Below are 13162 nucleotides of genomic sequence, written 5' to 3' on the forward strand. Positions count from 1 at the left end.
TAATTATTTAGCTAATGCATCTTTAGCTTGGTCAGCTAATGCAGTAAATGCAGGAGCGTCGCTAATTGCTAATTCTGATAACATTTTGCGGTTGATGTCGATTTCAGCTAATTTCAAACCGTGCATCATTTTGCTGTAGTTTAAGCCGTTCATACGAGCAGCAGCGTTGATCCGTGCAATCCATAATTTACGGAAATCACGTTTCTTTTGGCGACGATCTCTGTAAGCGTAGCTGTAAGATTTCATCACTTGTTCTTTTGCTGTTTTGAATAATGTATGTTTTGAGCCGTAGTAGCCTTTCGCTAACTTCAGCACCTTTTTACGACGTTGACGGGTTGTTGAACCACCTTTAACACGTGCCATGATAAATTCCTCCTTGAGTTCTGTTCATCATTTCGGAGTCTTCCTACGAAATGTTCTAATTATAACGTTGTCTCACGTTGCAGCGAGAATCGATTTCAATTGATGTGGCTTGCTTATTTCAAGTAAGCTAACATTTGGCGTACGCGTTTGTAATCGCCTTTTGAAACCATGCTTGGTCGACGTAATTGACGACGTTGTTTCTTAGTTTTTCCGTGGAAACGGTGACTTGTAAATGCGCGGTATCGTTTTAATCCGCCACCACCTGTACGTTTGACACGTTTAGCTAGTCCGCGGTGTGTTTTTTGTTTTGGCATCTTAATTTCCTCCTCAGATCATCTTGCTTGTTACTTACTATCGTTTTTTGGTGCTAACATTAGAAACATGCTTCTACCGTCCATTTTAGGACGTTGCTCGATATCAGCGATATCTTTTGTTTCATCTGCAAATCTCATCAAGACATCCTGACCAATTTGTTTATGAGTAATTGCCCGGCCTCTGAAGCGGATTGACGCTTTAACTTTGTCACCTTTTTCAAGAAACTTCCGTGCATGACGCAATTTTGTATTAAAATCGTTATCGTCAATTGTTGGACTTAATCTTACCTCTTTAACACTGATCACTTTTTGATTCTTGCGAGCTTCACGAGTTTTCTTTTGTTGCTCAAAACGATGCTTTCCGTAGTCCATAATACGGGCTACTGGTGGCTTCGCTGTTGGGGCAACCACTACCAAATCCAACTGGGCGTCTTCGGCGATTTTCAAAGCTTCCGCCTTAGTTTTAACGCCTAACTGCTCGCCTGTTTCTGAGATTAATCGTAGTTCACGTGCACGAATACCGTCGTTTACCATCATATCCTTTGCTATGGTCATTCACCTCTCTGTAATTATTTACGAGTTTTAAGGCAGAAAAAAAGAGTCTTTTGATTTAAAGACCCCGCAAAAATTTCACAAAAATAGCCACGCTATATTTGTAAAAAACTATCTAGCCCAGAGACATGGTCTGCTAAGGCGAGAAGCGGGTGCTTCTGCTTAATTCTCAACTTTATTAGTATAACAAGGTTTTAAAAATAAGTCAAGCCTTTCTTAAAAAGATTAACGTTTTAAATATATACATCCTGTTAAATAATCAAACATATAGTTCCATGGGATAATGCGCATAATCATCCGCCAAGAGTGGTACTTTCAGCTTTTTTCTGGCTGAAAGTTTAACGGGAAAGGATGATTATTTAATGGGAACTAGATAGCAGTTATTCCTTAGGATTTGGACGCAAATGACTGACCTCTGAGAGCTTTATCACATTATTTTTTGACACTCGTTTAGCGGGATTCAACGGATCATTTTCGTCTAGATTAAGCTCTTCAAACACTTCTGGAAACTCATCGTCAAGACTTTGAGAGACCCACGCCAATTTTTGGAAGAAAGGATACATGTTCCCTTGGAAAAACAACAACATCTCCACATATTCTTCTTTAGTCAACAGCTTTTCCGTGTACAGAAAGTCATAATACGACAATAAAGAGACATAGATTTGCGATCCAACATCAGACTGAAAGAAAAACTGAAAGGGAAACTTATCCAAGAGAATCGTTTTTATGACAGCCTTATTCGTAAACCCAACAAATTCACTTTCATTTGCCTGAATTAAACAATTATTTAAGAAAGAAATGACCTCTTGATGGTAGTCATTCTCTAAAACCATTTCCTCACTAATCAACTGATTCAGCTTCAAACTAAAATATTTCCGCTCTAGTAACTTCAATTTTTTGTTGTTCATCGCTTCCTCACCTACTTTAATTTGATAATTGTAGTATATCATTTAACATTAGAGAACAGTAGCGTTGCCATCAAAAAGACTGAAAATTTGTGCTTTTTTTTAACCAGCTATGGTAAACTTAAGCTAGTCATGATTCGTTAATTTTTTCATCAGTTTAATGTGAGGTGTCATATGAGTAAAATAAAAAAACCGATTCAACCAAAGCTGTCAGCGGCTAATTTAAGCCCCTTTTCTGGCTATTTACAAACAGAAGAACTAATCGTCAATCAACTGATCTTGGAACAGGATTTTTCTGATGAAGAAGTGGGCGCTACTGGCTTCCAAGCTTGTCAGATTAGCAAAACCAATTTTAGCGGGTGCCAACTAACCAGCTTTGAAGCCCAAGATGTCATCTTTGAGCATTGTGATTTTTCAAATGCTGTGATGATCGGCGGTTCGTTCCACCGAGTTATTTTTAAAAATTGTAAGCTCACTGGTACAAACTTCGCTGAGTCCTTACTAAAGGATTGTCAATTTATCGAATGTGTCAACGATTTTTCTTCCTATAGCTACAGCAATCTAAAGATCGTTCATTTCCAGGAATGCTCCCTGAAAGACAGTGATTTGCACGAGCTACGCTGGCAGCATCTCCAGCTGACAAACTGCGGGTTAACTGGCTCCAGTTGGTTCAATACTGAGTTGGCCGGACTTAATTTAGCGACTTGTCACTTTGATAAAATCGCCTTATCCCAAGAGCTTATTAGGGGGTTAGTGGTCAATCAGGAGCAAGCCATCGTCATCGCCTTAGGATTTGGCCTGATCATCGATGAACCTTTTTAATAGAAAAACTGCGACTGTCAAAGAACAGTCGCAGTTTTTTTACATATTCGCTATCAGTAAGTCGGCAAATCCTGAGCAACTCACTTTTTCTGCTCCATCCATTAGACGGGCAAAATCGTAAGTGACGGTTTTGTTTTCAATGGTTTTCTCTAAAGAGTTAACAATCAAATCAGCAGCTTCTTGCCAGCCAATGTGCTCTAACATCAAGGTACCTGATAAGATCACAGATGAAGGATTGACTTTGTCTTGACCAGCGTACTTAGGCGCGGTGCCGTGAGTGGCTTCAAAAATGGCGTGACCTGTCTGATAATTGATGTTAGCTCCTGGCGCAATGCCAATACCGCCAACTTGAGCTGCCAAGGCATCTGAAATATAGTCGCCATTTAAGTTCATGGTTGCAACCACGTCAAACTCAGCGGGACGGGTTAAAATTTGTTGCAAGAAAATATCAGCAATTGAATCTTTAATAATAATTTTGCCAGCAGCTTCTGCTGCAGCTTGGGCTTCATTAGCGGCTTCAACACCCTTTGTTTCTTTAAGTTGATCATACTGATTCCATGTAAAGACTTGATCTGCAAATTCACTTTCGGCTAACTGATAACCCCAGTTTTTAAAAGCACCTTCAGTATATTTCATAATATTGCCCTTATGGACCAGTGTCACAGAGCTTTTTTGATGTTCAATGGCGTATTCGATGGCGGAGCGAACCAAGCGTTCGGTCCCTTCTTTGGAAATTGGTTTAACGCCAATCCCACTGGTTTCAGGGAAACGAATGCTGGTAACACCTAGCTCATTTTGGAGAAAGGCGATCAGTTTAGCGGCTTCTGGACTGCCTTCAGCAAATTCAATCCCAGCATAGATATCTTCCGTGTTTTCACGAAAGATAACCATATCCGTTTTTTCAGGATGTTTCACTGGCGAAGGCACGCCGTTAAAATAACGAACAGGTCGCAGACACACATATAAATCAAGCTCTTGGCGCAATGCCACGTTCAATGACCGAATGCCGCCGCCGATGGGTGTTGTCAAAGGCCCTTTAATGGCGATTAAATATTCAGAAATTGTGTCTAAGGTCGCTTGAGGTAGCCATTCGCCCGTCGCTTTAAAGGCTTTTTCTCCTGCTAGGACCTCTAACCACTCAACTTGACGCTGGCCACCATAAGCTTTTTCAATGGCGGCGTCAAATACCCGTTGTGACGCTTGCCAAATATCTGGTCCAATGCCATCTCCTTCAATAAAAGGAATCACTGGTTTATCTGGTGTGATGACGCTGCCGTTCACCATTGTTATTTTATCTGTCACTTATATTACCTCCCGAGTGTCTTGTCGTGCTTCTATTGGCACATATACTAAACCGAGTTCGCCAACGTAATTAGAGCGTGGACGCATTAAACGGCTGTTGTTTTTTTGTTCATAGGTATGAGCTAACCAGCCTGAGACGCGGCTCATGGCGAAAATCATCGTAAAGAGATCGGAATCAATTCCCAAACAGTGGTAGACGGTTGCGGAATAGAAATCGACATTGGGGATTAGCCCCTTTTTTTCACGAATAAACGTCTCAACTTCTACCGATATGTTGTACCACTTGGCTTTATCAGTGCCTTCTGTTAACTCTTTGGCCATGGCTTTCAAATACTGTTGACGAGGGTCAACAGTGGTGTATACCCGGTGACCAAAGCCCATGATTTTTTCTTTTGAATCTAGTTTGGCTTGTAAATATTCTTCCGCATTGCCATGTTCATCAATAGCAACTAACATTTCAAAAACCCGTTCGTTAGCGCCTCCGTGAAGCGATCCTTTTAAGGTGCCGATGGCCGTGGTAATCGTCGAATAAACGTCGGTCAACGTGGAGGCACATACCCGTGCAGCAAAGGTTGAGGCGTTTAATTCGTGATCTGCATGTAAGACTAAAGCCATATCCAATATTTTAATCTCTGTCTCCGTCGGTTCATGGCCGTCTAGCATGTACAAAAAGTTTGCCGTAAAGGAGAGATCATGTCGCGGTGGAATTGGGTCTAAGCCTTGACGCAAGCGTGAAAAAGCGGCGACAATTGTCGGCATTTTGGCTTGTAGCTTAATGTTTTGCAAATAGGTACTGGCGTTATCTGTTAACTCTGCATCTTTATCAAACACCCCGAGTAAGGAAACAGTGCTCCGTAAGACACTCATCGGGTGTAAATTCTCGCGACATTGAATTCGTAAACAAGTTTCCACAGCTGCATCAATGGCCATATGGCTCCTTAAATCAGCTGAGAAATCCGCTAATTCAGCTGCCGTTGGTAAACGTAGATGCCACAGTAAAAAGATGACTTCCTCAAATGAGGCCTCATTATCAACTAACTCCTTAATCGTATAGCCCGCATAGGACAACGTTTCATCGATGATTGAACTAATTCGCGTGTCACACGCAATGGTATCTTGTAACCCACCTTTGATTTCCATCCGTATTACCTCTTTTCCTGTATATAGGTGTGGTGACCAAAGTTGCTACTACAACCATGGTCACCGATCAATCGTGATATGCTATTGGATCACTACAGTAAATCAACCCTTCATTTGGTCAACTGTTCTCTGCTAATTTGTTCTTAGGTGGTTTGCATTTTTTTGCGGATGACCATTGGCAAAATTCCTTGATGTTTGTAATAGCGAATATCTGCCTCTGCGTCAAAGCGCACCACTGCTTTAAATTCTGTAACATTGCCACGGTCGTCTGTTGCTCTGACCGTGACTAACTCTTTGATTCCCGCATCTTTTGGCAAGTCGATGACGATGGTTTCCGAGCCCGTTAAGCCTAGGCTATCGGCATCTTCGCCTGGTTGGAATTGGAGTGGCAAGACGCCCATCATGACTAAGTTAGAACGGTGAATCCGCTCGTAGCTCTTAGCGATGACTGCTTTAACTCCTAACAGACGAGCTCCTTTAGCAGCCCAGTCACGGGATGATCCCATGCCGTAGTCATTGCCGGCAAAAACCACGGAACCGATTTTTTGTGCTTGATAGTTCATGGCTGCCTCATAAATCGATTGGACCTCACCTGTCGGCCAGAATGTCGTATAGCCACCTTCAGTTCCTGCAGCAATTTGATTACGGATGCGAATATTGCCAAAAGTGCCTCGCATCATCACTTCATGATTGCCACGGCGTGAACCATAAGAATTAAAGTCCTTTGGAGCCACCCCTTCTTCTTGTAAATAACTGCCCGCCGGTGAGCGCATGGCAATGGCGCCAGCCGGTGAAATATGATCGGTCGTCACGGAATCACCAAATTTGGCTAAAACCCGCAAACCTTCCAATGCTTCTAACTCCCCAGCTGATTCGCTCATTTCTGCGAAAAATGGCGGATTGGCAATATAAGTAGAGTCTTCTTGCCAAGCATAATTCGCCTCAGTGGTCGTTTCAATGGCGTTCCATTCATCATTTGAACTAAAGACCCCTGCGTAATACTCTTTGAATAGCTCTGGTGTCACGTATTTTTGGATGTAAGCTTTGACTTCATCGTCTTCTGGCCAAATGTCTTTCAAGAAAACTGCTTGCCCTTCTTTGTCAACACCAAGAGGTTCGTTGACTAAGTCAACCATTACATTTCCTGCTAACGCGTAAGCCACTACTAATGGAGGTGACGCTAAATAATTAGCTTTAACTAAAGGATGAATCCGTCCTTCAAAGTTACGGTTTCCACTTAAGACCGACCCGACCAATAAATCATTTTCCGTAATGGCGTCTGAAATCTCTTGTTTAAAGGGACCGGAATTTCCGATACAGGTTGTACAGCCATAACCGACGACATCAAAGCCTAATTTAGCCAAATCTGGTAACAAACCGGCATCATTTAAATAACCTGTCACAACCTTTGACCCTGGTGCCAATGATGTTTTAACCGTAGGCCCTACTGTCAACCCACGTTTAACGGCATTTCGTGCTAATAAACCGGCCGAGAGCATCACAAACGGATTGGAGGTGTTGGTACAACTGGTAATGGCGGCAATCGTAACATCACCAGTTCCCAAGGTGGTAGCTGCGCCTTCAACTGTTAAGTCAACTCGTTTGTCTAGTTCCGCCTGAGCTAAGCCAAATCCTTGGTTGCCTTCTGGTGCGGTAACAGCAGTTTTGAAGCTTTCCTTCATATCTGATAGGGGAATTAAATCTTGCGGGCGTTTTGGTCCGGCTAAATTGGATTCGACTTGACTTAAATCAAGCTCAATCACTGTTGTATAGTCCGCTTCAACGGTCACATCATAAAATAGCGAATTGGCTTTTAAATAGGTCTCAGTTAATTCAATCAGTTCAGGTGAACGACCTGTTAAACTCATGTAGTTTAAGGTCTCTTGATCCACTGGGAAAAAGCCACAGGTCGCCCCGTATTCTGGTGCCATATTGGCAATGGTTGCCCGGTCGGCTAAGGTCAACTCTTGAATGCCTGTTCCAAAAAACTCGACAAACTTGCCGACGACATTGGCTTGGCGCAAGACTTGCGTGACCTTTAAGGCTAAGTCAGTAGCCGTTGCCCCTAGTTGCAAGCGATTCGTTAAACGGACGCCAATGACTTCTGGTGTTGGAAAGTATGAAGGTTCGCCAAGCATGCTGGCCTCAGCTTCGATACCACCAACGCCCCAGCCAAGCACCCCTAAGCCATTGATCATCGTCGTGTGAGAATCAGTTCCCACTAAGCTATCAGGATAGACCAGCTTTTCACCGGCCACTTCCTTCGTCAAAACCACATCTGACAAGTATTCAATGTTAACTTGGTGAACAATTCCGGTAGCTGGCGGTACTACTTTGTAGTTGTCAAAGGCATGTTGCGCCCATTTCAAAAATTCATAGCGCTCTTTGTTGCGTTCAAACTCAATTTTCATATTGGCTTCCAAAGCTTCTGGGCTGCCATATCGGTCCACTTGAACGGAGTGATCGATGACTAAATCAACGGGAATCTCAGGGTTAATTTGTTCTGCTTTTCCTCCCAGTTTTACCACGGCTTCCCTCATTGACGCTAAATCCACGACTGCTGGTACACCTGTAAAATCTTGTAAAATAACCCGTGATGGTTTAAAAGGGATTTCCCCGCTGCTTTGACTCGGGTTCCAATGTGCTAAGGAGCGAATGTGTTCTTCCGTAATATCAATTTGATCTTCTTGACGAAGTAATGACTCCAATAAAATGCGAATCGTGTACGGTACGTTGTCTAAAGAAACACCAAGTTCATCAGCAACCGTTGCTAAATGGAAATAAGTATAAGGTTGTTGATTAATGATAATCCCCTTTTGACTTTTTTCACGAAATGTTTTCATTTCTTTTCACTACTCCTTTCGAAAGTTAGGCTGTGCCTCGATTGTTATCGTCTAATTTACGTCTAATAGGCTTAGTATACACTCTTTCCTTCTAATTGTAAATTAATCGTTTCCTCACTTTTCTTTCCATTTACTCATAAAGGAAGGTTAAAAAAAAGAAGCAAAAGTACCTTGACTTTGCTTCTTTGCGCCTTAATTTGACCATAAGTCCTTGCGAATGATCTCACTTGTTTGGCCGTTTGTTAAGGCTTTTAGTTTATGTTGAATCAATAAGCGTCTTCCTTGCTGACTTTTGGTATAACTAAGGGTGACCTTTTGCTTAAACTGTTTTTGCCAATTCGCCATAAAGACCTGAGCCGCTTGTTTATTTTGTCCAAAAATTGCTGGAACTGGCCAACACTGCTGATCATCATGCAACAAATAGCGAGGCATGGCCAGCTCTTGGAACAATTCTTCCACGCCACGATTAAAGAGTGCTTCTTCTTTTTTTAAGCCGCCTTCCAATGTGCAACTAATTTCCTGGGAGGTACTAACTACCTTCACTTTAGCAGATGATGTGACAAGATGCAGGTCAACTAACGTATCATAAACGCTCTTTGCTCCTAAGTGCCATGTTTTAATGGTCTTTTGCCACTCTCTCTCAGCTTGGAATCGACTCCACCGTTGCTGAATTTTCTCCCTTTGTGCCAAGGCGCCCCCTAGAGCACTACTGACAACAGCGCCGCCTAATGCCGCTAAAGGTGAAATCACCAAAAAACTTACCGGTAAAGCGACTAAGGCGAAGGTCGCCACTACTGAGAAACGGGCATCTTTCTGAAAAGTGCGCTTTTTCTTTAGGCTTTTAGGCTTGCCTTCAAAACGCGTCATCACAACCTGTCGCAAGTGACTTCCTTTGCCTAAAGCTTTTTGCCATTGGGCACTTAACTCGGCTTTTTGACTACTCCAAAAAAGCATTTTCTCATTGTAATTTTCAATGGTCTGCGCTTGATAGTCAAGGGGAAACTCAAATCGTTCCGCGCCTGTTTCAATCACCCCATCTTGTTCAAAGGTAATGCCCGCAATATGGGCCAAACGTTTTGACAAGCGCTTTAGGCCTACTTGCTTTTCAGCCTCGACTTCCACTAAAACCATCCCTAAATGCCAAATCGTTGACGCTTCTTTCCCAGCTGCTTTTCGTAAACTGCGTCCTCTTAATTGTTGGGTTTGAACAAAACCATGACCTTGATTGCCCAAAATTAAACAATTAACTGCTGGGCAATCCCAGCCTTCTCCAAGAAGTGCTACTGTGCCGATTAACACTTGAATTTTCTTTTGATTGACTAAAGCTGTCACATCTTCTAAAATATGTGAACGCTTCTCTTTAATCGGTAACAATACATAATCCTGATTATTAGGATAACGATCCCCTTCCAGATCGGCGAATCTTTCTTCATAAAGCGGCTTCGACACAACAAGCCAATCTCCACAAATCGCGGCTAATTCTAGGTCTTCCTCATAACATAATTCACTTAAGTAATTAAATAGTGGAAATAGACCAAAGCTTGGTGAATCGCCTGTAATCCCTTCCGCTTTAATAAAATCAACCAGGATGACTGCCGATAAATCAGCTTGCAGCTGGTTGGCCTCACGCATTATAATCTGGCGAATCCCTTGTTTTTTCCCCAGAGGATTTTGTTGAGGACTTAGAGGGAAGGCGGCAAATAAATTGACCCAGTGCTCTTGTCCTAATCGTTTTTGATTCACTAACTGACTGATTGCCAACTCAGGCACTTGCTTTGCCACGTAATTGGCAATCACTTCTAAATCTTTCGTGGTAACAGGCGGCACGCCAATGGCTTCGCCTTGTTTTTTCGATACGCCCAACAGTTGCCAATGGGCTTCACCTAAGTCATAATTGCGATGCCACAAATAAAGAAGCGCACTTTGATAGACCGCAAATGACTCATAAATGGTCGCCAATGCTTCTAATGGTGCTTGAATAAACTGACAGTTAATTAAATAATCCCGTAACTCATCGTCTTCTAAAATCAATTGAAACAACGCCTCTTGACTTCTTTCATGCTCGACATAAGAGGCTTGCATCTCTGTTGTTCCAGGAATTAAATAAACAAAATCTTGATGTGGTGCTAACACGTCTTCTTTGACTAAAGAAGGGATACTGATTTCCCCGTCAATAGCGCCACTCACTTCAAGATAGCGGGCCCAATCAGCTGCCTCACTGTCAAAAGGCGGGGTCGCAGTTAAGGAGATTGTCATCAACGTCGGCAATTGCGCTTTTAATGATAACACCGCCTCTGCCCAGCTACGCTTCAAATGGTGAGCCTCATCCAAAAGTAATAGCTCAACTTCCAATGGGGTTTTCTCCCACTGATAGAACTTCTGATAAGTCTCAATGGTAATCAACGACGGCTCATCAATCGTAAATGACACCTCTGATTGGGCCAATCTCTTGTCTTCATATAAGCCGACAATGGTTTGCCCCCACTGATTTTTCAACGCTAAAGAAGGCACCAAAATCAGCGCCTGACCACCATACAAACGGACAAATTCAATGCCCAACAAGGTTTTACCTGATCCCGGCGGGGCTACTATGTGAATCGAACCATCCCTTTTTAACTCGTCAAATTGTGCTAATAATTCCTTTTGATACTCACGCCACACAATCCCCTTTGTCGATAAGTTCATCGCTTCACCTCGATTTAAAAAAGGACAGGGAAAACTGCTCCCCGTCCTTTCAATTTAACTTATTTTGTTTCTGCTTTGTCGTCTTTCAACATCGCTTTACGTGACGCATTGACACGTCCCATTTTATCGATTTCCGTAACTTTGACTAAGACTTCGTCCCCTAGTTTCACCACATCTTCCACGTTAGCCACACGTTCGTTAGCTAGTTGAGAGATATGCACTAAAGCGTCTTTGCCTTTGATTAAGTTAACGAAAGCGCCAAATTTCTCAACGCGAACGACTTTACCTAAGTAAACTTCGCCGACTACAACTTCTTTTGTCAACTCTTCAATGATTTGGATAGCTTTCTTAATCATCGCAGCGTCGGCAGAGGCAATGCTGACATTACCATCTTGGTCGATGTCGATCTTAACGCCTGTTTCATCGATAATACCGTTAATCGTGTCGCCACCTTTACCGATAACATCTTTGATTTTTTCAGGTTTGATTTGAATCATTTCAATCTTCGGTGCGTACTCGCTTAACTCTTCACGAGGCGCCGCAATGGTCGCTGTTAAGACCTCTAAGATTTCCATCCGAGCTTTCTTGGCTTGCGTTAAAGCTTCTGTCAAGATTTGCTCGGTGATCCCTTCAATTTTAATGTCCATTTGCAAGGCGGTAATCCCATCTTTAGTTCCAGCAACTTTAAAGTCCATGTCCCCTAAATGATCTTCTAAACCTTGAATATCGGTTAAAATTGTATAATTATCGCCATCCATTACCAGACCCATGGCAATCCCAGCAACTGGGGCTTTAATCGGCACACCAGCATCCATTAAGGCCAAGATCCCACCACAGATACTCGCTTGTGAAGAAGAACCGTTTGATTCTAATACTTCAGATACGACACGAATCATGTATGGGAAATCCTCTTCCGATGGAATAACTTGCGCCATAGCACGTTCACCTAAGGCACCGTGACCAATTTCACGACGACCTGGACCACGTGACGGACCCGTTGACCCGACTGAGAATTGTGGGAAATTATAATGATGGATAAATCGTTTGCTGTCTTCTAACCCTAGACCATCAATAATTTGATGTTCGCCAAGAGGCGCTAGTGTCACCACTGACAAGGCTTGTGTTTGACCACGGGTGAACAGACCAGAACCATGGGCACGAGGCAAGAGGCCAACTTCGCCGTCTAATGGGCGGATTTCATCAACTTTACGGCCATCAGGACGGACTTTATCGATAGTAATTAAACGACGGACTTCGTTCTTTTCCATGTCCTCTAAAATCTGACGGACTTCTTTTAATTTTTTAGCTGAATCAGCATCGTCTGCTAATTTTTCTTCATATAACGCGTAGATTTCTTCTTTAAGAGCGTCGATGTTTTCTTCGCGAGCTAATTTTTCTTCTGTTTGAATCGCCGCAACCATCTTGCCTTGATAAGCGTCGTTAATTTCGGTCTCTAAGTCTTCTGACACTTGTAACAAGGTGATTTCCATTTTCTCTTTACCGACTTCCGCCGCAATTTTTTCTTGGAATGCTACTAATTCTTTAACTGCCGCATGACCGAATAATAAAGCACCTAACATGTCTTCTTCTGAGACTTCTTTCGCGCCACTTTCCACCATGTTAATCGCATCTTTGGTTCCGGCTACCGTTAATTCAATATCAGATAATTCCGCTTGTTCAATCGTTGGGTTTAAGATGTATTCACCGTTTACACGGCCAACGTTAACGCCAGCAATCGGACCGTTGAAGGGAATATCAGAGATACATAGAGCCAATGAAGACCCTAACATCGCAGACATTTCAGGGGTACAATCTTGCTCAACACTCATGACCACATTGGTAATTTGTACGTCGTTACGGAAACCTTCCGCAAACATCGGGCGAATCGGGCGGTCGATTAGGCGAGCTGTTAAGGTTGCACGTTCACTTGGACGTGCTTCACGTTTGATAAAACCACCTGGAACTTTACCAACGGCATACATTTTTTCGTCATAGTTAACCGTTAATGGGAAGAAATCCACGTCTTTCGGCGCTTTAGACCCCACAGCGGCACTTAATACCACGGTATCGCCATAACGGACAAATACTGAGCCATTTGCTTGTTTTGCTAATTGGCCAACTTCAACTGATAGCGGACGTCCGCCCCAGTCCATCGAGAATACTTTTTTTTCTGAACTCATCTCTTGCTCCTTTTATTTTCGAAAAGCGTGAGTGGGCTACTAAACAAATGTCAACA

10 protein-coding genes are annotated in these 13162 nt (G+C 42.8%); 1 reads left to right on the top strand and 9 read right to left on the bottom strand.

From position 1 onward, the window contains the following. Positions 1–3: 3 nt before the first annotated feature. The 4 genes from rplT to I6N95_RS20915 form a co-directional block, all read right to left on the bottom strand. The gene (rplT, locus tag I6N95_RS20900; RefSeq protein ID WP_209531304.1) at positions 4–363 is read right to left on the bottom strand and encodes a 50S ribosomal protein L20; all 360 of its coding nucleotides are present in this window, start codon (positions 361–363) and stop codon (positions 4–6) included. Between the two features lie 113 nt (positions 364–476). Further along, complete coding sequence (gene rpmI, locus I6N95_RS20905) at positions 477–677, bottom strand: 50S ribosomal protein L35 (protein WP_209531305.1); 201 nt, start codon at positions 675–677, stop codon at positions 477–479. A 30-nt stretch (positions 678–707) separates the two neighbouring features. Next, complete coding sequence (gene infC / locus I6N95_RS20910; protein WP_209531306.1) at positions 708–1232, bottom strand: translation initiation factor IF-3; 525 nt, start codon at positions 1230–1232, stop codon at positions 708–710. 377 nt (positions 1233–1609) lie between these two features. Continuing rightward, complete coding sequence (locus tag I6N95_RS20915) at positions 1610–2137, bottom strand: hypothetical protein (protein WP_209531307.1); 528 nt, start codon at positions 2135–2137, stop codon at positions 1610–1612. 171 nt (positions 2138–2308) lie between these two features. Between I6N95_RS20915 and I6N95_RS20920 the strand changes: the two genes are divergently transcribed. After that, a complete protein-coding gene (locus tag I6N95_RS20920) occupies positions 2309–2956 on the top strand; it encodes a pentapeptide repeat-containing protein (RefSeq protein ID WP_209531308.1) in 648 nt (215 codons plus the stop codon). Between the two features lie 39 nt (positions 2957–2995). On the opposite strand, the gene icd is transcribed toward I6N95_RS20920, so the two are convergent. The 5 genes from icd to pnp all read right to left on the bottom strand — a co-directional run bounded on the left by icd (position 2996) and on the right by pnp (position 13106). Beyond that, entirely contained in the window at positions 2996–4258 is a 1263-nt protein-coding gene (icd, locus tag I6N95_RS20925) for an NADP-dependent isocitrate dehydrogenase (RefSeq protein ID WP_347340590.1), read from the bottom strand. Next, complete coding sequence (locus I6N95_RS20930; protein ID WP_209531309.1) at positions 4259–5398, bottom strand: citrate synthase; 1140 nt, start codon at positions 5396–5398, stop codon at positions 4259–4261. Between the two features lie 143 nt (positions 5399–5541). Continuing rightward, entirely contained in the window at positions 5542–8241 is a 2700-nt protein-coding gene (gene acnA / locus I6N95_RS20935; RefSeq protein WP_209531310.1) for an aconitate hydratase AcnA, read from the bottom strand. Between the two features lie 192 nt (positions 8242–8433). Then, on the bottom strand, positions 8434–10926 hold the full coding sequence (locus tag I6N95_RS20940) for a DEAD/DEAH box helicase family protein (protein WP_209531311.1): 2493 nt from the start codon (positions 10924–10926) through the stop codon (positions 8434–8436). A gap of 59 nt (positions 10927–10985) precedes the next feature. Beyond that, positions 10986–13106 (bottom strand): polyribonucleotide nucleotidyltransferase, encoded by a 2121-nt coding sequence (gene pnp / locus I6N95_RS20945; protein WP_209531312.1) that lies wholly within the window; start codon positions 13104–13106, stop codon positions 10986–10988. Positions 13107–13162 lie beyond the last annotated feature (56 nt).

It is taken from the genome of Vagococcus allomyrinae (genome assembly GCF_017829975.1).
Lineage (GTDB): Bacteria > Bacillota > Bacilli > Lactobacillales > Vagococcaceae > Vagococcus_D > Vagococcus_D allomyrinae.

What these genes read in the sequence shown, in the direction of transcription:
- pnp (WP_209531312.1), bottom strand. Translation starts at nt 13,106, where the DNA reads ATGAGTTCAGAAAAAAAAGTATTCTCGATGGACTGGGGCGGACGTCCG.
- rpmI (WP_209531305.1), bottom strand. Translation starts at nt 677, where the DNA reads ATGCCAAAACAAAAAACACACCGCGGACTAGCTAAACGTGTCAAACGT.
- acnA (WP_209531310.1), bottom strand. Translation starts at nt 8,241, where the DNA reads ATGAAAACATTTCGTGAAAAAAGTCAAAAGGGGATTATCATTAATCAA.
- I6N95_RS20940 (WP_209531311.1), bottom strand. Translation starts at nt 10,926, where the DNA reads ATGAACTTATCGACAAAGGGGATTGTGTGGCGTGAGTATCAAAAGGAA.
- infC (WP_209531306.1), bottom strand. Translation starts at nt 1,232, where the DNA reads ATGACCATAGCAAAGGATATGATGGTAAACGACGGTATTCGTGCACGT.
- I6N95_RS20920 (WP_209531308.1), top strand. Translation starts at nt 2,309, where the DNA reads ATGAGTAAAATAAAAAAACCGATTCAACCAAAGCTGTCAGCGGCTAAT.
- rplT (WP_209531304.1), bottom strand. Translation starts at nt 363, where the DNA reads ATGGCACGTGTTAAAGGTGGTTCAACAACCCGTCAACGTCGTAAAAAG.
- I6N95_RS20930 (WP_209531309.1), bottom strand. Translation starts at nt 5,398, where the DNA reads ATGGAAATCAAAGGTGGGTTACAAGATACCATTGCGTGTGACACGCGA.
- I6N95_RS20915 (WP_209531307.1), bottom strand. Translation starts at nt 2,137, where the DNA reads ATGAACAACAAAAAATTGAAGTTACTAGAGCGGAAATATTTTAGTTTG.